At 41.5% G+C, this 21805-nt stretch carries 17 protein-coding genes; 11 read left to right on the top strand and 6 right to left on the bottom strand.

Features of this window, described 5'->3' with window-relative positions; genetic code table 11:
* Positions 1-13: 13 nt before the first annotated feature.
* From INE92_RS24640 to INE92_RS24615, 6 genes are all read right to left on the bottom strand, one after another.
* A complete protein-coding gene (locus INE92_RS24640; RefSeq protein WP_195436641.1) occupies positions 14-3103 on the bottom strand; it encodes a discoidin domain-containing protein in 3090 nt (1029 codons plus the stop codon).
* A 47-nt stretch (positions 3104-3150) separates the two neighbouring features.
* The gene (locus tag INE92_RS24635; protein WP_178286547.1) at positions 3151-5490 is read right to left on the bottom strand and encodes a GH92 family glycosyl hydrolase; all 2340 of its coding nucleotides are present in this window, start codon (positions 5488-5490) and stop codon (positions 3151-3153) included.
* Between the two features lie 15 nt (positions 5491-5505).
* Positions 5506-8073 carry a glycoside hydrolase family 38 N-terminal domain-containing protein gene (locus INE92_RS24630; RefSeq protein WP_015532361.1) on the bottom strand — a complete coding sequence of 856 codons (2568 nt, stop codon included), beginning with the start codon at positions 8071-8073 and terminating at the stop codon, positions 5506-5508.
* A 16-nt stretch (positions 8074-8089) separates the two neighbouring features.
* Positions 8090-8317, bottom strand: coding sequence for a hypothetical protein (locus INE92_RS24625; RefSeq protein ID WP_015532360.1), 228 nt, complete (start codon positions 8315-8317; stop codon positions 8090-8092).
* 77 nt (positions 8318-8394) lie between these two features.
* A complete protein-coding gene (locus tag INE92_RS24620) occupies positions 8395-8919 on the bottom strand; it encodes an RNA polymerase sigma-70 factor (protein WP_015532359.1) in 525 nt (174 codons plus the stop codon).
* 192 nt (positions 8920-9111) lie between these two features.
* Positions 9112-10716, bottom strand: coding sequence for a DUF6377 domain-containing protein (locus INE92_RS24615; protein WP_008020697.1), 1605 nt, complete (start codon positions 10714-10716; stop codon positions 9112-9114).
* Positions 10717-10976: 260 nt separating this feature from the next.
* Between INE92_RS24615 and INE92_RS24610 the strand changes: the two genes are divergently transcribed.
* The 11 genes from INE92_RS24610 to INE92_RS24560 all read left to right on the top strand — a co-directional run bounded on the left by INE92_RS24610 (position 10977) and on the right by INE92_RS24560 (position 21673).
* A complete protein-coding gene (locus INE92_RS24610) occupies positions 10977-11354 on the top strand; it encodes a hypothetical protein (protein ID WP_004312115.1) in 378 nt (125 codons plus the stop codon).
* 118 nt (positions 11355-11472) lie between these two features.
* The gene (locus INE92_RS24605; RefSeq protein ID WP_004312114.1) at positions 11473-11823 is read left to right on the top strand and encodes an NADH-quinone oxidoreductase subunit A; all 351 of its coding nucleotides are present in this window, start codon (positions 11473-11475) and stop codon (positions 11821-11823) included.
* On the top strand, positions 11814-12416 hold the full coding sequence (locus INE92_RS24600; RefSeq protein ID WP_004301465.1) for an NADH-quinone oxidoreductase subunit B: 603 nt from the start codon (positions 11814-11816) through the stop codon (positions 12414-12416). Before INE92_RS24605 ends, INE92_RS24600 begins: the two co-directional genes overlap by 10 nt.
* Positions 12417-12498: 82 nt before the next feature.
* On the top strand, positions 12499-14091 hold the full coding sequence (locus tag INE92_RS24595) for an NADH-quinone oxidoreductase subunit D (RefSeq protein ID WP_004312112.1): 1593 nt from the start codon (positions 12499-12501) through the stop codon (positions 14089-14091).
* Between the two features lie 20 nt (positions 14092-14111).
* The gene (nuoH, locus tag INE92_RS24590) at positions 14112-15188 is read left to right on the top strand and encodes an NADH-quinone oxidoreductase subunit NuoH (RefSeq protein ID WP_195436640.1); all 1077 of its coding nucleotides are present in this window, start codon (positions 14112-14114) and stop codon (positions 15186-15188) included.
* 12 nt (positions 15189-15200) lie between these two features.
* Positions 15201-15689 carry a 4Fe-4S binding protein gene (locus tag INE92_RS24585; protein WP_004305338.1) on the top strand — a complete coding sequence of 163 codons (489 nt, stop codon included), beginning with the start codon at positions 15201-15203 and terminating at the stop codon, positions 15687-15689.
* 2 nt (positions 15690-15691) lie between these two features.
* Positions 15692-16204 (top strand): NADH-quinone oxidoreductase subunit J family protein, encoded by a 513-nt coding sequence (locus INE92_RS24580; RefSeq protein ID WP_004312110.1) that lies wholly within the window; start codon positions 15692-15694, stop codon positions 16202-16204.
* 37 nt (positions 16205-16241) lie between these two features.
* Positions 16242-16550, top strand: coding sequence for an NADH-quinone oxidoreductase subunit NuoK (gene nuoK, locus INE92_RS24575; protein WP_004312109.1), 309 nt, complete (start codon positions 16242-16244; stop codon positions 16548-16550).
* Positions 16551-16741: 191 nt separating this feature from the next.
* A complete protein-coding gene (nuoL, locus tag INE92_RS24570) occupies positions 16742-18673 on the top strand; it encodes an NADH-quinone oxidoreductase subunit L (protein ID WP_004312108.1) in 1932 nt (643 codons plus the stop codon).
* 38 nt (positions 18674-18711) lie between these two features.
* Entirely contained in the window at positions 18712-20196 is a 1485-nt protein-coding gene (locus INE92_RS24565) for a complex I subunit 4 family protein (protein ID WP_195436639.1), read from the top strand.
* Positions 20197-20233: 37 nt separating this feature from the next.
* A complete protein-coding gene (locus INE92_RS24560; RefSeq protein WP_195436638.1) occupies positions 20234-21673 on the top strand; it encodes an NADH-quinone oxidoreductase subunit N in 1440 nt (479 codons plus the stop codon).
* Positions 21674-21805 lie beyond the last annotated feature (132 nt).

The following is a 21805-nucleotide window of genomic DNA, read 5'->3' as shown; positions in this document are numbered from 1 at the left end:
AACCGTACAACAATCAATCTGCTATATCCAGCTTATTCTTCTCTGCTTTCCCATACTGTTTCACCAATATACTTACGCCTCCTTTCAACAGTTCGGGAGTTGCCTCCATAGTGATAACCTTTTCTTCGCCCGGCATCAACGTCACATAATTATCGGACATAATAATTGGAAGTATTCTTTTCTGCGTAGCCTTATTAACAAGCCTCACCCGATTAGCAAAAGCCACAGTCCCGGAATTGTTCTTTACAGCGATCTTCATCTTTCCGTCAGACATCGATTTATCCACCAATCGGCAAGACAAATCGGCCTCTGGGAGTGTATTCAGCAATGTATAATCAAGATCATTCACACCATTCCGCCAATAGAAGTTTTCAGAGATTAGATTACCTTTGACATCTGTCAGTTCCAACTTGATAAAATGAAGCGGAGTCAGTTCTTTTATCTCTTTTGGTTTCTCACCGTAGATTTCGAATTCGAACAATGAATATCCAAACTGTGTGGCACGGCTGATGCCTGCCAGTTTCACATAACGTGCTGTAACTGGTTCCAATTCAATCTGTTCAGTACCACCTCTTCCATCTTTGTTGGCATAAACGGTTTTCCATTCTTGCGCATCATTCGATACTTGCAGTTCGTATTTCTTAGCACAAGCTGCCTCCCATTTCAAAATAACCTTTTCTATCTTTTCTTTTTTACCAAGATCAATGTATATCCATTGAGGATCACTGTATGCACTTTCCCAACGACTTCCCGCTCCTCCGTCAGTAACCATTGAAGCACTTTTAGAGGCACCTGCTGAAGAAGAAGCTACAGCCTTCTTTCCATAAGCCAGATTGAAAGGATTAAAGTTCAAAGAAAATGCTTCTGCAATGTTGCTGGCTGCCACATCGACCTGTTTTGTCTGTCCGTATACAGGCACTTCTTTTCCATTCAGGTCATAAATTGTAGCTTTAGCTATTGCACCTTTCAAGTCCTCTGCTGTAGTATTTATTACTTTTATATTGTTATTGGAAGCATTCCATTGGATATGTAAAGGTTCACAAGCCTTTTTTGCTCCCCAATAAGCACCTGTAGGATCATAATAATAGTCATAAGTCTGCCATACAAACGAGGGATAAGCCGGATGGCTCATCCAGATCAGAAGTCCGGCTGCATCATTCCACATCTTATCGTTCCAAGCCTCATACATACCTTTCATCACTTCAAGATTCAGCATTTGCGCTTTCTCGCAGAATTCTTCCAGTCCGGATGATTCTCCGTACTGTGTGTTTACTGAATTCTTATAATTAACCGGGTTGGCATTAGACGCTTCCTTACCGAAGAAATGTTTGTTCCATACATTGTCATCATCATTCTTCAACTGCTCATCAGTAGGTAGAGGCCACCAGTCTTTTTGCGGGATAAACTCTTTGATGCTTTCAAATGTGGGGAAAGTGGCCGTTCCTATTTCTGTACGCATACCGTAACCGTGATCAATACCGTATGGATAAGCCGGTGTATTAAATGCCAGATTACTGCCTGAAGTTTCAAAATGGTGTCTTGGAGGTTGATTTCCCCACCAACCACTTCCGGACAATCCATCCTGATTGGAGCAAGACTTATACATACGGTCATTATTGTCCTCCTTCGCAATCATTTCACGCAGGTAATTATCCAAATCAGGTGCCGGATACGTTTCATTTGCTCCACACCAAATAGCAATAGAAGGATGGTTTCTAAGACGTCTGACTTTATCAAGGGCATTCGCTTTAAATGCTTCCGGTTGCGCCACGTCATTGTATGCTACATATAACCAAAAATCATTCCATACCATAATCCCATATTTATCACAATAATCATAAAACTCATCATCAGTAACACAACCGGTCCATAGACGGATCATATTGTAGTTCATTTCCTTATGAAGTCTGATTTTCGTTTCATACTCTTTACCCTGGCAGCGAAGCAGATATTCGCTCATTCCCCAGTTTCCACCTTTCAGATAGATCTTCTGTCCGTTGATAAAGAATGTAAGAACAGGATATCCCACTACATTATCGACCATTTTATACTCATACTTCTTGATACCGAATGTCATTTCTTTTACATCCGACACTTTTCCATCTACAGAACAAGTCAGCTTACAAGTATAGAGATTGGGATCACCATAACCATTCGGCCACCAAAGTTTCGGATGGTCAACAACCAATTGAGCTACGTCATCTTTGTTAATAGATAGTCTGGCTGTTGTTCCTCCTTCTACCCGAATGTCTTTAGAGAAAGAAATATTCCCCGGCTGAATCACTCCGGATACAACGACTTCTTTTGGGGAAGAAGAAGCATTTCTAATATCTGTTGAGACAGAAAGCTCTGCTTTCTGCAAGGTCGGTAACTCTGAACGCACCCAAGGATCTTCCATCACTACATCTCCCGTTACCACAAGATAAGCATTGCCTGTGATACCAGCCAGACGTCCCGGTACGTATGGCATCCAGTCCCAACCGGCACCAGCCAGATAACTGGGGCTACATGCAACTCCATACGGGTCTTTAGCCTTACGCGTCTTTTTCTGATCGGCATCGGTAATCAGAACAGCTATCACATTCTTACCAGACTTCTTTACCAGATTGGTCACATCAAACTTCGAACGTAACATGTGACCGCTTACATCTTTAGTAGATGTTTTTGTTCCTGATATCTTCTCGCCATTAAAATAGAAATCGGCAAAGCGGTTCGTATTGTCGAAGTGAAGCCATACCCGCTTCCCCTCCGAATAAGAAGACGGGAGTTCGAATTCCGTACGATACCAGAAAGGACGGTTATAAAACGTTTCGTCTACTTTATAAATATTATCGGCATAATTAGGATCAGGAACGATTCCTGCTTCAACATAAGCAGTAAAAACAGTTCCGGGTACAACCCCTTTTACATAATCGGACATTTTAAATTCCGGAGTAGAAATCTGCTCTCCGGTTATGTTCTCTAAATCTGCCTGGGGTTTCACTTCCCAGATAACCCGAGGATTAGAGCTATTCAAAGACATTCTAGTACTCTGCTCGGCGCAGCCTGTCTGAATAAGAACAAATATGACCAATACAATGAAAAGTCCAAGTCTATTTATCATACTATCAAAACTTTAAAGTAACAATTAGTTAAAAAAGATATTATTAATCAGACTCCCCACTCAACATTCGGTTTATCGCCCATAAACAGTTCTAATGTACCTCCAGCTGCAATGTCCGCAAAGTCAAGATAACATTTATTGTATTCCCGACCGTTCAACAAAGCCTTTTGTATATAGACGTTATTTATACTATTATTATGAGCTATCACCGTGAATTTCTTCCCGGTATAATAATTGGGATCAAGACTGAACTCTATTTTATCAAATACCGGACTTGTAATCTCCATACGTGTATTACCCGGACAAGAAGGATGAATACCGGAAGCAGCCAACACATACCATGCCGACATTTGACCGACGTCTTCATTACCAACAATACCTTCTACTTTATTAGCATACGCTTTTTCACAAATATAACGTGTCCACTTCTGGGTATGCCAAGGTACAGCAAGCTGATTAAAGAGGAAAGGAGCAAAATGCACCGGTTCGTTAGCATGATTGTAGTATTCATTCCACAACATATTGGAAGGAGTCTTACTGAAAAAATAAATCAGATCTTCAATTACTTTCTCTTTACCGCCCATCAATTCCACCATTCCCGAAACATCATGAGGCACGAACCAACCTTGTTGATAAGAATTTGCTTCTATACAGCCATACCATTCTTTAAGACGTGCATTCTCTGGCCATGCTACCCATGAGCCATCTGCTTTACGAGGACGGAACCAACCTTTCTCTTGATCAAAAATATGATGATATGCCTGGCCTTTTTCGTAAAAAAGTCTAGCATCCTCGCCTTTTCCCATGGCCTGTGCCATTTGAGATACACACCAGTCTGTGTAAGCATATTCCAAAGTTGTCGAAATACTTAATGGTTCCGGTATATAACCTAATGAATCATTACCAAAATGCCGTGAAGTATTAACGGCATACCGATAAGCTTTCTCTGCATCATACGTACGAATTCCCTTTACATAAGCATCCGCCAAAACAGACAAGGCGGGATTTCCCAACATACAACCGGAATAGGAATTTAGAAATTCCCAACGTTCGTAATATTCACGTCCGCTCTGCTCTGCCATTGAAATCAATGAATTCAATTCATCGCTCACCAGACATGGGTTAATTATAGTCTGCAAAGGAAACTGGCTGCGAAATACATCCCATCCACTAAAAATAGTACGCTTTGTAAAAGCACTGTCCGTTGTATGTATTTTATAATCACCTCCTACATAACGACCATCCACATCAGTATAAATACGAGGATCAATCATTGTATGATACATAGCAGTATAAAAAATAGTTTTTTCATCTTCCGTACCACCAGATATCCGAATACGACTAAGTTCTTTATTCCACAAATCCGTAGCTTCCTTCTTTACCTGCTCTAAATCTTTAGAAGCTATTTCCTGTTTGAAATTATTAGCAGCTCCTTCCATATCAACGAAAGAGATACCCACTTTCATCTCTACAGTCTCCCCTTCTTTTGTAGGAAACTCTGTAAAAAAGCCCAAATGCTTACCTTCCAATTCTTTCTTATCTTTGATGACCGGAGCTTGTGAAACACGAGTCAAATAAGGAATACTAACCACTTCATCACGTTTCCGAACCCAACTTTCAGGAATATCCGCACTCCAGAAACCATAATCTGCCAAAGGTTTACTGAATTGAGCATAATAATAGACAGTATAATCGGCTTTTCCTTCACCATTCCCCCATCCACCACCATCAGGTGTACACTTCATCCAACCTTGAATGGTATGTTCATCTACAACCTTAATATATTGGGAAGTAGATGTTCCTCCCACTCTACGCGCTAAATCAATCTGAATACGAGACCGCTTATTAGAAGGATAAGTAAAACGTAAAATTCCACAATGCGGCGTTGCGCTACTTTCCACTTTTATACGGTAATCAGTCAACTCAACCGAATAATATCCTGCCTTGGCTGTCTCAGTCACTTTGTTATAAACTGAACGATATCCCTTTATACTATCATTATTTTCTTTCCCTGCTACTTTATATAATTCACCTGTTGTAGGCATTACCAAGAAATTTCCTAAATCGCCGAACCAGCCCACACCACTCATCTGTGTAAAGGCAAAGCCTTCAATCGTATTATGTTCATCACTATATCCAGAACCATTATCTCCTCCTGTGATGGTATTTGGACTAACTTGTACCATACCATAAGGAGTGGTAGCTCCCGGAAAAGTTTTACCTAATCCATGATATACACCCGCAGCCCCTACACTGGTACTGGCGCCAATAAACGGATTTACATAATCAGTCGGGATCAAATCTTCCGATACTGTACTGGTGGACGAACATCCCGTCATCCAGCATAAAAAGCAAACAAATAAAAGATTAGCAGTCGCTTTATACATAACAATATAATAAATTTAAATCAAACTCAGAACGAAAGTTCTAACACCGAAACGAGGCATCGAGATCATCATATCCGATTTTCCCGCACATGTTTTTATATTCTTTTTTTCGACACATTTTCCATTTAAATCCACCTCTTCCACACCGGACAATGGCATGTCAAAAGTAACCTTCTGTAATTTCTCGTTCCCTTCCGAATTAAACAGGCGTAATACGATCTTTCCATTTTCCAGATAAACAGCACTTACCTGATAACCGGTATTTTGTAAATTAATAAACGACTTTGATTCCGGTTTTGCCACCGAATAACAAGAAGATAATAAAGGTTCATTCCAACAATCACTGCTGTTTGCTACTGATGCCTTATCCCATTTACCCCGATGAGGCATAATCGCATATTTCATTTTTAAAGGACCGGTAATTTTATAATCAGGTCCCCAAAGTCCCCCACCCGAATATTGAGCTGTCAGCCCGAGCGGAAAGTCTTCTCCATAGGAATAAGAAGTTGTATGATCAGAAAATAAAGCCAATGCATAATCGCCTTTCTGTTCAGCTAAATCGACCCAATTGAGTATAATATTATGTTTGATTTGATCCCAAGAATTGAAAAAAGTATTATCGAGTGTACTTTCACACACATCGAATGGTGCATTCTTATAAATACGAGGAGAACGAAGATCGGCCGGAAACAATACATTCAATTTAAAACGATCATCACAAAAAGCTCTGCGATTACCACTCCAATGATTTTCTTTATACTCACCAATACCTACATTCTTCTTCCAATCAACCGTCAATTCAAAATCAATCCGTTTCACCCCCTTTGAAAGGGTTATTAACTGTGTAAATGGGTGAGAAGCAATCTCTCCCTCTATCTTTACTTTTTTCTCATATATGTTATCCCTCAATATAGTCAATCTGGCTGGAGCTTCTGTTGAGGAACGGAACTTACCCTCTTCATAAAAGAAACCTCTCAACTCTCCTAAAAAATACTCACCTGTTTTACGTGCAAATTCTTTATTCCCCTCTTTTTTAGCAATCAGGCTTTTGATAACTCCTCCCTTCGATAAGTCAAAAACAACCTTATACATGTCATTCTCAATCACGTATTCCTGCTCATTAACCTTCTTACTTTCTGAAACCTTTTCGCTTCCTGCAACGATCTTTTTACCTACTTCTTTCTTTTTTATACAATACGTGGAGTATCCGAAGGGAGGAATCTCTGCTTCAAAAAACAATCTTTTCTTTTCTCCTTCACTTTCTACAAAACAAGCTATCTCTTTACCTTTCCAATCACAAATAACAAAATCTGAATTCTCAGACTCTAAAGAAAGAAGAACACTCACCGGTTCTTTCCTTTCCACTCCTAAAGTGTTAAAAAGACGTACCCATTGCTGGTTAATGTCACCTTGCTGCGAGCCTGACAAATCATCAAAGTTTTGTATGGACGCTTCTATGATTCTATCAGAAATTCGATTCGTATCATCCGTCCATCGTTTAATCTGATCAGCCCATGTACCTTGTCTATTCAATCCGTTATAGGGCACAATCCAAGAATCATGATGCTGTGCCATCATTAAAGTACGCCATGCCTCATCCATATCTGCCTTCAAACAAGTATACCCATTCTTCAGATGAGCCATAACAGACATTTTCTCTGCCATGATAATCCTGTTTTCAGAAGTACGAACTTCCTGCGCTATCTTCTGTAATACTTGGCTACCCCACATCAGGTTTACGCGTATATCTTCCTGTGAGAAATGCCAATCATCATCAGTTTTTCCGATGGAGATATTCTCTATATAATCCCTCCATCTTATATATATAGAATTATTTTTTGTGTTCTTTCCACTTCCGATCCACGGACCGTTTTTCCATCCGGCATCCTGAAAACACATGCCAACCGGATGCTTGATCCCCGCTTCACGACAAGCCGTCAAATATGCTTCTGAATTCCCCCAAGCTGTTGTCTGCCATGTTGAGTTCTTTTCCAGTCGTTCACAAGCGTAACGAGGAACCGTCAAAATAGAAGTCCCGTCTGTCCCTATCCAATTAACCAGTTCGCCGCCATACGCAGCAGTATACCCTCCCCAACAAGTATTAGGGCACTTTAAGACAGCATATTTAAAACCGAATTGTTTAAGAATCTGTGGTAAACAACTCGTAAAACAAGGCTCTTCTACAGAATAAGTAACAAAATCAACTTCCGGAAAATGTGCATTGGTCTTGGTTATACCATATTGAAACTGCCGAATGATGCTCTCTCCTGAAATATTATAGCAATAAGGTTGTGCATAAGTAGGATTCGTAAATTCTACTTGCCGACTTGCCACGAGCTTTTTAAATTGTTGATAAGCTTCAGGAGTTTGTACATAAACAGTATCCCAGGTTTCCGGTTCTATCTCCAAACAAATCCGCCAATCCGGATGCATAGATAGCTGGTCTACTATAAATTGAGTTTTCCACTTCACCGGGTAATGCCCATATATTCCACCATGATACCCATCAACAAAATAAGCTTGTTGTGCACGAACATTACTATAAAAGAAAACTGCTAGTAATATGATATAAAATTGATTCATGGTATTCCAAAACTAGTTATCTTTCGCGCTGTTCCATCTTGCGCATAAATTCATCCAATTTTTGCTGTATCACTTCCTCATTGTCTTTATTTCCGGGGAATGTCCAGTCAATGATTACCAAAAGACTTTGATTATCAACAAAATTCTCTTTCAAAACTTTATCCTTATCCACCTCCATCAAAAAGCTTTCCTTCTCATCAGAAGTAAGTTCACCAGCAAAATATTTATTTAAAGACTCCTTCATTCTTCGTTCCTTTTTTTATCAAAGGACGATTATATCAATAAATACCCCTAAAAAGCATCTACAAATTAGTTAAACGTTTATGCAGCCAAACGCATATTCAACATTACACGCAACTTTTTAAGCGCTATTCCCATCTGACATTCCACTGTATTAACCGAAATCCCCAACCGCTCGGAAATTTCCCGGTATTTCAGCCCCTCCATACGACTCAATAAAAATATAGCACGACACTTTTTAGGCAAACTATTAATTGCTTCCCGGACTAGCTTTTCCATTTCATTTCCCTCATAGATATCCAATACATCAAAGCGATCCAAAGATTGCATTTTCAAATTCAACTCGACTTCGAAAGAAGCTTGTACATTCTCAACGTATTTCTGTTCGAACACTTTATGCTTTAGATAATCCAGACATCTATTTCTTACTAGCCTAAAAAGATAAGCATTTATATTCTCAATATGATCCATAGACTCTCTTTTTTCCCAAAGATCTGCAAAAACATCTTGTGTTATGTTTTCAGCATCCTCTTCCGACATCACAAATTCTTTTGCAAACCGAACTAGTTTGGGATAATAAATAAGATACAATTCTGAAAAACTCATAGTTGTGTGTTTCTTTAAATTAGTATTCAGTTATCAAAAATCTTGTGATGCAAATATAGAGATGAAAAAAGCCTACTTCTTAGTGGAAGTAGGCAGGAAAGTAAACGTTTTACAGTTCAATTATTATATATACATTTAATAATCAATAGTTTACAATAATACTATTTTTTAGTTTTAGTAAACTGAATAGAATCATTTTTGAGACAAAGAACCAAGTTTTTTTACCTCTTCTTCAAAGATATTACTATCAAGAGTGGACATTCTCTTCACTTTACTCTTATAATTATAAATTGTCTGCACAGAATAATGCAAAAATACAGCAATCTGTCCAACATCGGTAATTCCTAACCGTATCAATGCAAATATGCGTAATTCTGTATTCAGTTGGTCCTTTTCCAGTTTATAACGCTCCTCCGGTTTCAACAAAGAATTGAACTTTTCCACAAAGTTAGGATACAAATTAAGGAACGCTTTATCAAAGTTATGATAAAGTTCTTCAAGTTCCTTTTCAAAAGGTCGGGAGGATGACTTATATAAATCATCAATCTGTCCGGTCTTGATTTTCCTGTTCACATTCTTCCTGTACTCATCGAGTTTATTAATATAAACGGCACATTGATTCATAAAATACCCCACATATTTTTCCTTGATCAGATTAGCTTCGTCGAGATTCTTATTCAGCCCGACCAGTTCCTCATTCATAGCTTTAAGATGCCGTTTAGCCCGGGATACAATTTTTGTTTGTTTATATGTAAAATACAGGGTGATAGCAAGAGCTACCACAAACAAGCTAGTCAGAAATATATAGAAACGGAGGTTCTGCTTTTGTTTTTCCAACCGGATCAAGTATGTATTTTCAATAATCGGATGGATGCGGGCAATTACTGTATTCTTAAAACGAGAATTATAAAAGATGGCATCATCCAACGCTACTTTAATATAGTTATAAGCCCTATCTATATCTCCTTTATGATATAAATTAACTGCCAATGTCAATAATGCCTCATTCTCTTTGACAGCCAGTTTTGTATCTGTCATAGCAGCCAGCATTAGAAACTTTTCTTCCAGTGCATAATTCCCAATCAACCGATAAGCCCTGGCAAGCCCCATAGCCATCATAGCATATCCATGAGATGCCGGCTCTTGTTTATCATATATCTCTGTCAAAATCAGAAGAGCCTCTTTGGTACTTCCCTTATCTTGAAGCTTCACAGCTTTTTCTTTTCTATATTCATCCGACTGGTCAAATAAGATGCTCATCACAGTATCCCGATAAGCCTCTTTTTCCGATATATACTCGTTTGAAAACCGTACATCGTCCGTGTATTTAATGAGATTTTCATAATAACGTATACGATTCCAGCAATACAAAGCTTTCAAATGATCGGGTAAATCCGCACATTTTATCGACTTAAAAATATCATTTGCTTGAATAAACAAACCGGATAAAGAATAGACAAAAGCCAACCGGAGCTGCTCTTCCAAAAGATATTCTTTATTACCAATCGTTTTTGCTATATCAATATTCTCATGAATATATTGTTCTGCCGAATCACAGACAAAAGTCTCATATTGATGGATAATCTCTTTATTTAAATTGTATATATCCTCCAACGAATTAAGGCCAACTTTCTTTTTCTTTAATTCTTTTATGGTAGCTTCTTTTTTCTGGGTATATATCAAACGTTCAGAAATCACTTTGTCTAACACCTTCAACAAAGAATCATTCTCACTATCTGCATAGAGGTAAAACAAGGAGTTTAGAAGGAAAAATATAAACCAAAGTGTGCGTTTCATAATCATGTATTCTTTCTTAATCTGCAAAAAAATGTATTTTCTTTGTGTTATTCGCCAAAAAGAGCGTAAATCATTCTTTTTATTGCATCTTTTAACAAATGAAGATGGAGAAATTACCCCATTCTAAATGATATTTGTGAAACCATGCTGACTAAAAAATGAATCTAAAAGATATGGAGTTAAAAAAAGCTTTTTTGCTATACGGACTTTGCAAAAAGTATAAATATTAGTTCTATATTTGCAGCCGTTAAAAGAGAAAGATGAAACAAAGCTTAAAATTCGGACTACTTTTAGTGTTGGCTTTGCTCATCCATTGTGCAACTAATGGAGCAATGGAAGATATGTGCAAAGTTTCCTCCCCGACTTATCGGCAGGAGAAATGCTATGTATCACAAGATCGTCCGATTCAGGATGCTTTGGAACGTCTTTATAATCTTTATACGACGCAAACCTGTGACATGAGTCATACAGATGTCGCACATGTTCCGACAGATAAAAGCATGTTTTTGTTAATCGCTTATTTCTGTGACCATTACAAACATCAAAGTCCGCCTTACCCGGTCTCATCCCATTCTCCTACATATTATTACGATCCTATCTCCTATTATATATATGGGTTGAGAAAGATTGTCATTTAGCCTACAGTACAGTAGACTCTTTTGCTCGTCATTTATTACAGTTGGTTTTATTCTCCATAGGGCGAATAGACTAATTGCTTATTTCTATATAATATTCAATCTAAACAGCTATTGAATTATGAATTTTACATTTTTAGTTGTTGTTTTACTGACAGCGCTTGCTTTTGTCGGTGTAGTAATAGCCCTCTCGCGTGCTATCTCTCCCCGTTCATACAACCTGCAAAAGTTTGAGGCTTATGAATGTGGTATACCGACACGTGGTAAATCATGGATGCAGTTCCGTGTAGGCTACTACTTGTTTGCCATCCTATTCCTTATGTTCGATGTCGAAACAGCTTTTCTGTTTCCGTGGGCGGTAGTTATGCGTGACATGGGACCACAGGGACTTATTAGTGTTCTCTTCTTCTTTATCATTTTAGTTCTGGGTCTTGCTTATGCCTGGAGGAAAGGAGCTTTGGAATGGAAATAACCAAAAAGCCAAAAATAAAATCTATTCCGTATGATGAGTTTATCGACAATGAATCATTGGAAAAGTTGGTCAAGGAACTTAATGCAGGAGGAGCCAATGTTGCCCTCGGAGTACTTGACGACTTTATCAACTGGGGACGCAGCAATTCACTGTGGCCGCTTACCTTTGCAACCAGTTGTTGTGGTATCGAATTTATGGCACTGGGTGCCGCGCGTTATGACATGGCCCGCTTTGGGTTTGAGGTAGCACGTGCCAGCCCGCGTCAGGCTGATATGATTATGGTATGCGGAACAATCACCAATAAAATGGCTCCGGTACTGAAACGACTTTACGACCAGATGCCCGATCCGAAGTATGTGGTTGCCGTAGGCGGATGCGCTGTCAGCGGAGGTCCTTTCAAGAAGTCCTATCACGTAGTGAACGGGGTGGACAAGATTCTTCCGGTAGATGTATATATTCCCGGATGCCCGCCACGTCCTGAAGCATTCTATTATGGCATGATGCAATTGCAACGCAAAGTGAAAATAGAAAAGTTCTTTGGTGGAGTAAACAGAAAAGAGAAGAAACCGGATTATTTAAAAAATGAAGAATGATGAATGATGAATGAAGAATTCGCATGCAACATCCCGGCAGATTTTTCATTCTTAATTTTTCATTCTTAATTTAATTTGATTTATGCAAGAAATACAATTTATAGCTCCTGCAGCGTTACACGACGAGATGCTGCGCTTGCGAAATGAAAAACAGATGGACTTTCTCGAAAGCCTCACCGGTATGGACTGGGGAGTAGCCGATGAGAAAGACGCTCCGGAAAAACTCCGCGGTTTAGGCGTAGTCTACCATCTGGAATCTACCATTACAGGCGAACGGATAGCACTAAAAACAGCGACAACCAACCGCGAGCTACCGGAAATTCCGTCTGTCAGCGACATCTGGAAGATAGCCGACTTCTACGAACGTGAAGTTTTTGATTTTTATGGCATCACCTTTGTCGGTCATCCTGATATGCGTCGGCTCTACCTGCGTAACGATTGGATCGGTTATCCAATGCGTAAAGATAACGATCCGGAAAAGGATAACCCACTGTGCATGACCAATGAAGAGACGTTTGATACGACTCAAGAAATAGAACTGAACCCGGACGGAACCATCAAGAACAAAGAAACGAAACTGTTCGGCGAAGAAGAATATGTAGTCAACATCGGTCCGCAGCACCCTGCTACTCATGGTGTAATGCGCTTCCGTGTTTCTCTGGAAGGTGAAATCATTCGTAAGATTGATGCGAACTGTGGTTATATCCATCGGGGAATCGAAAAAATGAATGAAAGCCTCACTTACCCTCAAACATTGGCTTTGACAGACCGTCTGGACTATTTGGGCGCGCATCAGAACCGCCATGCATTGTGTATGTGTATTGAAAAAGCCATGGGTATTGAGGTCAGTGAACGCGTACAGTACATCCGTACCATAATGGACGAGTTGCAACGTATCGATTCTCACTTGCTGTTCTACTCTTGTCTTGCTATGGACTTAGGAGCGTTGACAGCATTTTTTTATGGATTCCGTGACCGCGAGAAGATTCTCGATATTTTTGAAGAAACTTGTGGCGGACGTCTGATTATGAACTACAATACGATTGGCGGTGTACAGGCTGATCTTCATCCTAACTTCGTCAAACGAGTAAAAGAGTTCATTCCATATATGAGAGGAATTATCCACGAATATCACGATATATTCACGGGTAACATCATCGCACAGAGCCGTATGAAAGGCGTCGGTGTGTTAAGCCGTGAAGATGCCATCTCTTTCGGTTGTACCGGAGGTACAGGCCGTGCATCCGGATGGGCGTGTGACGTACGTAAACGAATGCCATACGGTGTATATGACAAAGTCGATTTCAAAGAAATCGTTTATACGGAAGGTGACTGCTTTGCCCGTTACCTGGTGCGTATGGATGAGATCATGGAAAGTCTGAACATCATTGAGCAATTAATAGACAATATTCCCGAGGGACCTTATCAGGAGAAGATGAAACCTATCATCCGTGTTCCGGAAGGCAGCTACTATGCAGCAGTAGAAGGAAGTCGTGGTGAATTTGGTGTCTTCCTGGAAAGTCAGGGTGACAAAACGCCTTACCGCCTGCACTACCGTGCTACGGGATTGCCGCTTGTTGCTGCAATTGACACCATTTGTCGGGGCACAAAGATTGCCGACTTAATTGCTATTGGCGGAACAATAGATTATGTCGTTCCGGATATTGACAGATAATACTTAATTATTAAAAATATATGTTCGACTTTAGTATAGTAACAAACTGGATACATGAGCTACTGCTCTCCATTATGCCGGAGGGATTAGCCATCTTTATAGAATGTGTAGCTGTCGGCGTGTGCCTCGTAGCACTGTATGCCATCCTGGCTATCATATTGATCTACATGGAGCGTAAGGTCTGCGGTTTTTTCCAGTGTCGTCTTGGACCGAACCGTGTTGGTAAATGGGGTTCTATCCAAGTGGTCTGCGACGTGCTCAAAATGCTGACCAAAGAAATCTTCATGCCGAAGGATGCCGACCATTTCCTTTACAATCTTGCTCCATTCATGGTGATTATCGCTTCATTCCTGACTTTCGCTTGTATTCCTTTTAATAAAGGTGCGGCGATTCTGGACTTTAATGTGGGCGTGTTCTTCCTGTTGGCAGCTTCCAGCATTGGAGTTGTCGGTATCTTGCTGGCCGGTTGGGGTAGTAACAACAAATTCTCTTTGATCGGTGCCATGCGAAGCGGTGCACAGATTATCAGTTATGAACTTTCTGTTGGTATGAGTATCATGACAATGGTAGTGCTGACGGGAACCATGCAATTTTCTGAAATCGTAGAAGGACAAGCTGATGGTTGGTTCATCTTCAAGGGACATATTCCTGCGGTCATTGCTTTCATCATCTATCTGATTGCCGGAAATGCAGAATGTAACCGTGGCCCGTTCGACCTTCCCGAAGCGGAAAGTGAGCTGACAGCCGGATATCATACTGAATACTCCGGTATGGGTTTCGGTTTCTTCTATCTGGCAGAATACTTGAATCTGTTTATCGTAGCCAGTGTTGCCGCCACCATCTTCCTGGGAGGATGGATGCCGCTGCACATTGTTGGTTTGGATGGATTTAACACTGTAATGGATTATATTCCGGGCTTTATCTGGTTCTTCGCCAAAGCATTCTTTGTGGTATTCCTTCTGATGTGGATCAAATGGACTTTCCCACGCTTGCGTATCGACCAGATCTTGAATCTGGAATGGAAATACCTGGTTCCAATTTCTATGGTAAATCTATTATTAATGGCATGCTGCGTAGCTTTCGGCTTCCACTTTTGATAAATGAAAATTATGGAATATAAAGATAAAAAATATACGTACTTAGGTGGTCTGGTGCATGGCATCAGTACACTGGCAACGGGTATGAAAACCAGCATCAAGGTATACTTCCGTAAGAAAGTGACCGAGCAATATCCCGAAAACCGGAAAGAGCTGAAAATGTTCGACCGTTTTCGTGGTACGCTGAATATGCCCCACAATGAGAATAATGAACATCGCTGTGTAGCTTGCGGATTGTGTCAAATGGCCTGTCCGAACGATACAATCAAAGTGACCAGCGAAACCGTCGAAACAGAAGATGGAAAGAAGAAGAAAATTCTGGCAACCTATGAATATGATTTGGGTGCCTGTATGTTCTGCCAGCTCTGTGTCAATGCTTGTCCGCACGATGCCATCACGTTCGACCAGAACTTCGAACATGCAGTCTTCGACCGGACGAAACTTGTCCTGAAGTTGAACCACGACGGTAGTAAAGTAATAGAAAAGAAAAAAGAAGTTTAGATATGGGATCAACACTTGAAACAGTAGTATTCTACTTTTTGGCAGCATTTATTATTGCTATGTCCATCATGACGGTGACTACCCAACGTATCGTACGCTCGGCCACCTACCTGCTCTTCGTGCTCTTCGGCACGGCCGGCATCTATTTTTTGCTGGGTTACACCTTTCTGGGTTCCGTTCAGATTATGGTTTATGCCGGTGGTATCGTCGTTCTTTATGTATTCTCCATCCTATTGACCAGTGGAGAAGGCGACCGGGCCGAGAAAGCAAAACGAAGTAAAGTCTTAGCCGGACTCTTCACTATGATTGCCGGTTTGGCCATTATCCTGTTTATCACACTGAAGCACGATTTCATGCAGACAGCTAATTTGGCCCCGCAAGAAATTAGCATTCATGCTATCGGGAACGCTTTATTAAGTAGTGACAAATACGGTTATGTATTGCCTTTCGAAGCTGTCAGCATATTATTGCTGGCGTGTATCATCGGTGGCATCATGATTGCACGTAAGAGATAGGAATTTTAAGTATTAACTATCAAAATAGAGTTCGAATATGATACACATGGAATATTACCTGGTAGTTTCTACCATCATGATGTTTGCAGGAATCTATGGATTCTTTACCCGCCGAAATACACTGGCTATCCTGATTTCTGTAGAGTTAATGCTGAATGCTACGGACATCAACTTCGCCGTATTCAATCGTTTCCTTTTTCCGGGGGGAATGGAGGGTTATTTCTTTGCACTCTTTTCCATCGCCATCTCGGCTGCGGAAACTGCAATAGCTATCGCCATCATGATTAACATTTATCGTAATCTTCGAAGCATTCAGGTGCGCAACCTGGACGAGTTGAAGTGGTGATTTGTTTCATTCCCAGGAACAAGGTGTTTCATCCCTTGAAACACTTCGTTTCACACCGAGAAACAAAGTGTTTCTCACCGAGGAACAACTAGTTTCACACCGGGAAACCAAACAGAAGGTCCGAGTATAGTGATTATCAGCTATAAGACCAAAAATTATTAATAATAACTCAAGTAATTAAATAAAACTGTATGGAACTAACAATTCTAATACTCCTTCTTCCTTTCTTCTCCTTTCTCATATTGGGAATCGGAGGTAAATGGATGTCCCACCGGACAGCGGGTACAATCGGTACGCTGATACTGGGAGCAGTAGCAGTACTATCCTACGTTACAGCTATCCAATATTTCTCCGCTCCACGACTGGAAGACGGAACATTCGCCACACTGATGCCTTACAACTTCACGTGGCTTCCTTTTACAGAGACTTTACACTTCGATTTGGGCATCTTGCTCGATCCTATATCGGTAATGATGTTGATCGTCATCTCTACAGTGTCACTGATGGTACATATCTACTCTTTCGGTTACATGAAAGGAGAAGTCGGTTTTCAACGCTATTACGCTTTCCTATCCCTGTTTACCATGTCTATGCTGGGATTGGTCGTTGCAACCAACATCTTCCAGATGTACCTTTTTTGGGAGCTGGTGGGGGTAAGTTCTTACCTGCTAATCGGTTTTTATTATACAAAACCGGCTGCCATTGCTGCTTCCAAGAAAGCGTTTATTGTTACTCGCTTTGCTGACTTGGGCTTCCTGATCGGTATCCTGATTTACGGATATTACGGTGGTACATTCGGCTTCACTCCGGATACAGTATCCTTGATAAGCGGTGGAGCTTCTATGCTTCCGTTGGCTCTCGGACTGATGTTTGTCGGTGGTGCCGGTAAAAGTGCCATGTTCCCGTTGCATATCTGGTTGCCGGATGCAATGGAAGGTCCTACTCCGGTCAGCGCATTGATTCATGCGGCTACCATGGTAGTTGCCGGTGTATATCTGGTGGCACGTATGTTCCCACTTTTCATTACATACGCACCGAATACGCTGCACATGGTTGCTTGGGTAGGTGCATTTACAGCATTCTACGCAGCAAGTGTGGCTTGCGTACAATCAGACATCAAACGTGTACTGGCTTTCTCTACCATTTCACAGATTGGCTTCATGATGGTAGCTCTGGGTGTTTGTACTTCCATGAATCCGCACGAAGGAGGTTTGGGCTACATGGCTTCCATGTTCCACCTTTTCACACATGCCATGTTTAAGGCATTACTCTTCCTCGGTGCAGGTAGCATTATCCATGCCGTACATTCTAATGAAATGTCCGCTATGGGAGGTTTACGCAAATATATGCCGATCACTCACTGGACATTCCTGATTGCTTGTCTGGCTATTGCCGGTATTCCTCCGTTCTCGGGCTTCTTCTCGAAGGATGAAATTCTGGCTGCTTGTTTCCAATACAGCCCTGTAATGGGATGGGTGATGACAGTCATCGCTGCAATGACAGCTTTCTATATGTTCCGCCTTTACTACGGTATTTTTTGGGGGAGCGAGCCGCCCCGGGCAGGTTCCCATTCGGAACATAACACGCCGCACGGAAACTTGGAAGCGGCACCTTGCCGCCCACATGAGAGTCCGTTGGCTATGACTTTCCCGCTGATGTTCCTGGCAGTTGTAACTTGTGGAGCAGGATTTATTCCTTTCGGACACTTCATCAGTTCGAATGGTGAATCTTATTCTATCCATCTCGATCCGTCAGTAGCTATTACGAGCGTTGTTATTGCGATTATTTCGATTGCAATCGCTACATGGATGTACAAGAATGCCAAACAGCCTGTTGCTGATTCGTTGGCAAAACGATTCAAAGGTCTGCACAAGGCAGCCTATAATCGCTTCTATATTGATGATATCTACCAGTTTATTACGCATAAGATTATCTTCCGCTGCATCTCTACTCCTATCGCATGGTTCGACCGTCATGTAGTGGATGGATTCTTTGACTTCCTGGCATGGGCCACCAATACAACAAGCGACGAGATTCGTGGTTTGCAGAGCGGTCAGGTACAACAATATGCGTATGTGTTCCTTTGCGGTGCATTGGCACTTATCCTACTGCTGATTCTCTAAATAGTAAATAGTAAATCTTTAAATAGTAAATCATAAAGATGAATTTCTTATCCATATTCGTACTTATCCCCTTATTGATGCTGGCCGGACTTTGGGCAGCACGAGGAATCAAAGCCATCCGGGGGGTTATGGTTACTGGCGCATCGGCACTTCTGATTGCCTCCGTCGTACTTACATTCCTGTATCTGGGAGAGCGTAGCGCCGGAAATACGGCAGAAATGCTTTTCCGTGCAGATACGCTTTGGTATGCCCCGCTTCACATATCTTATTCAGTAGGTGTTGACGGAATTTCGGTAGCCATGTTGTTATTGTCTGCTGTCATCGTATTCACCGGTACATTCGCTTCCTGGCGCCTACAACCGCTGACGAAAGAATATTTCCTCTGGTTCACCCTGTTGTCTATGGGAGTATTCGGATTCTTTATATCCGTCGATTTGTTCACCATGTTCATGTTCTATGAAATTGCGTTGATACCGATGTACCTGCTGATTGGTGTATGGGGATCAGGACGTAAAGAATATGCAGCCATGAAACTGACCCTTATGTTGATGGGCGGTTCCGCTTTCCTATTGATCGGTATTCTCGGAATCTATTTCGGCTCGGGAGCAACCACCATGAACCTTCTCGAAATTGCACAGTTGCACAACATACCTTTTGCACAGCAATGCATCTGGTTCCCGCTGACTTTCCTCGGCTTCGGTGTATTGGGCGCCCTTTTCCCGTTCCACACATGGAGTCCTGACGGTCACGCTTCTGCCCCGACTGCCGTATCCATGCTTCATGCCGGAGTATTGATGAAACTGGGAGGTTACGGATGTTTCCGTATCGCCATGTATCTGATGCCGGAAGCAGCCAACGAACTTTCCTGGATATTCCTGATACTGACAGGTATCTCTGTAGTCTACGGAGCCTTCTCCGCTTGCGTACAGACCGACTTGAAATATATCAATGCTTATTCATCCGTATCTCACTGCGGACTGGTTCTTTTCGCCATTCTGATGCTAAACCAGACAGCAGCAACAGGAGCAATCCTTCAGATGCTTTCACACGGATTGATGACAGCCTTGTTCTTTGCTCTGATCGGTATGATATATGGACGTACACACACACGTGACGTTCGCGAGCTTGCCGGTCTGATGAAGATTATGCCATTCCTTAGTGTATGTTATGTGATTGCCGGTCTTGCTAACCTCGGTCTGCCGGGCTTGAGTGGTTTCATTGCTGAAATGACTATCTTCGTCGGCTCTTTCCAGAACAACGATGTATTTCACCGTACACTGACTATCATCGCCTGCTCTTCGATTGTGATTACCGCAGTCTACATCCTGCGCCTGGTAGGTAAGATTCTATACGGAACCTGCACCAATAAACATCACCTCGAACTGACCGACGCAACATGGGACGAACGTATAGCCGTTATCTGCCTCATCGTTTGCGTTGCCGGACTAGGTATGGCTCCTTTCTGGGTTAGCCACATGATTGGCGAAAGCGTATTACCGGTTGTCTCACAACTAATCCCCTAACTCATAAATCATAATTCTTAATTCATAAATAAACAAGATGGATTATTCACAATTTCTATATATGCGAGAAGAGCTGTCGCTCATAGCTGTCTTATTGCTGCTATTTCTAGCTGACCTCTTCATGAGTCCGGATGCACACAAAAATAGTGGGAAAGCACGCCTGAACACCATGTTACCCGTTATTCTGATGGCTATCCATACGGCTATCAACATGATTCCAGGAACTGCTGCCGATGCCTTCGGTGGCATGTATCACTATGTACCGATGCACACAGTTGTTAAATCAATCCTGAACGTCGGTACACTGATTGTTTTCCTGATGGCGCACGAGTGGATGAAAAGAGAAGATACTTCATTCAAACAAGGAGAGTTCTATGTGCTTACACTCTCTACCTTGTTTGGTATGTACCTCATGATTTCCGCCGGACATTTCCTGATGTTCTTCATTGGGCTTGAAACAGCTTCTATTCCAATGGCAGCATTGATTGCCTTCGATAAATACCGTCACAACTCTGCCGAAGCAGGTGCCAAATACATTCTGACAACTCTTTTCTCCAGTGCATTGCTGTTATTCGGCCTGTCAATGATCTATGGTTCTGCCGGGACTCTTTATTTCGATGACCTCCCTGCCCATATCGACGGAAATCCGTTACAGATCATGGCATTTGTATTCTTCTTCACAGGAATGGCATTCAAGTTATCATTGGTTCCGTTCCACTTATGGACAGCAGACGTTTACGAAGGCGCTCCGAGTGCAGTTACCGCTTATCTGAGTGTTATATCAAAAGGATCGGCAGCATTTGTTTTATTGGCTGTCCTTATCAAAGTATTCGCTCCAATGATCAATGACTGGCAGGAAGTACTTTATTGGGTAACCATCGCTTCTATCACTATTGCCAATATATTTGCTGTCCGTCAGCAAAACCTGAAACGTTTGATGGCGTTCTCCAGTATTTCGCAAGCGGGATACATTATGTTAGGTGTTATCGGTGGCACGGCACAAGGCATGACAGCTTTGGTATATTACGTATTAATCTACGCTGCTGCCAACCTCGGAGTATTTGCCGTAATTACTATTGTGGCGCTACGCAGTCAGAAATTCACGCTCGAAGATTACGCAGGACTTTATAAAACGAATCCCAAAATCGCTCTCTTGATGACTCTGTCTCTGTTCTCATTGGCAGGCATCCCTCCGTTTGCCGGATTCTTCTCTAAATTCTTTATCTTCATGGCTGCTTTCGATGCAGGTTTCCACTTGTTGGTATTCATTGCATTGGTAAATACTGTGATTTCTTTGTATTACTATCTGCTGATTGTAAAAGCAATGTATATCACTCCTTCCGACAACCCGATTCCTACTTTCCACAGCGACCGTTGTACGAAATGGGGACTAGCACTCTGCACGCTGGGTATCATCGGACTGGGTATTGCAAGTATCGTATATCAATCTATTGATAAACTGTCATTCGGAATTTAAACGGACTACCTTTTCACCAAAGAAACGGCCTTGGTTTCATGTCAGTATCAATCGACATCAAAACCAAGACCGTTTCTTCTATATAAAAGCCGCTTTTATTAATGAGGAAGGAAGATATTCACCTGCCTCATT

Origin of the sequence: Bacteroides xylanisolvens (assembly GCF_018289135.1) — a bacterium.
Lineage (GTDB): Bacteria > Bacteroidota > Bacteroidia > Bacteroidales > Bacteroidaceae > Bacteroides > Bacteroides xylanisolvens.
This window is presented reverse-complemented; position numbering and strand designations above follow the sequence as displayed.

Coding starts and splice junctions, on each gene's coding strand:
- INE92_RS24600 (WP_004301465.1), top strand. CDS start 11,814: ATGGAAATAACCAAAAAGCCAAAAATAAAATCTATTCCGTATGATGAG.
- nuoL (WP_004312108.1), top strand. CDS start 16,742: ATGGAACTAACAATTCTAATACTCCTTCTTCCTTTCTTCTCCTTTCTC.
- INE92_RS24620 (WP_015532359.1), bottom strand. CDS start 8,919: ATGAGTTTTTCAGAATTGTATCTTATTTATTATCCCAAACTAGTTCGG.
- INE92_RS24585 (WP_004305338.1), top strand. CDS start 15,201: ATGGAATATAAAGATAAAAAATATACGTACTTAGGTGGTCTGGTGCAT.
- INE92_RS24610 (WP_004312115.1), top strand. CDS start 10,977: ATGAAACAAAGCTTAAAATTCGGACTACTTTTAGTGTTGGCTTTGCTC.
- INE92_RS24635 (WP_178286547.1), bottom strand. CDS start 5,490: ATGTATAAAGCGACTGCTAATCTTTTATTTGTTTGCTTTTTATGCTGG.
- INE92_RS24625 (WP_015532360.1), bottom strand. CDS start 8,317: ATGAAGGAGTCTTTAAATAAATATTTTGCTGGTGAACTTACTTCTGAT.
- INE92_RS24580 (WP_004312110.1), top strand. CDS start 15,692: ATGGGATCAACACTTGAAACAGTAGTATTCTACTTTTTGGCAGCATTT.
- INE92_RS24640 (WP_195436641.1), bottom strand. CDS start 3,103: ATGATAAATAGACTTGGACTTTTCATTGTATTGGTCATATTTGTTCTT.
- INE92_RS24560 (WP_195436638.1), top strand. CDS start 20,234: ATGGATTATTCACAATTTCTATATATGCGAGAAGAGCTGTCGCTCATA.
- nuoH (WP_195436640.1), top strand. CDS start 14,112: ATGTTCGACTTTAGTATAGTAACAAACTGGATACATGAGCTACTGCTC.
- INE92_RS24615 (WP_008020697.1), bottom strand. CDS start 10,716: ATGAAACGCACACTTTGGTTTATATTTTTCCTTCTAAACTCCTTGTTT.
- INE92_RS24630 (WP_015532361.1), bottom strand. CDS start 8,073: ATGAATCAATTTTATATCATATTACTAGCAGTTTTCTTTTATAGTAAT.
- INE92_RS24605 (WP_004312114.1), top strand. CDS start 11,473: ATGAATTTTACATTTTTAGTTGTTGTTTTACTGACAGCGCTTGCTTTT.
- INE92_RS24565 (WP_195436639.1), top strand. CDS start 18,712: ATGAATTTCTTATCCATATTCGTACTTATCCCCTTATTGATGCTGGCC.
- INE92_RS24595 (WP_004312112.1), top strand. CDS start 12,499: ATGCAAGAAATACAATTTATAGCTCCTGCAGCGTTACACGACGAGATG.
- nuoK (WP_004312109.1), top strand. CDS start 16,242: ATGATACACATGGAATATTACCTGGTAGTTTCTACCATCATGATGTTT.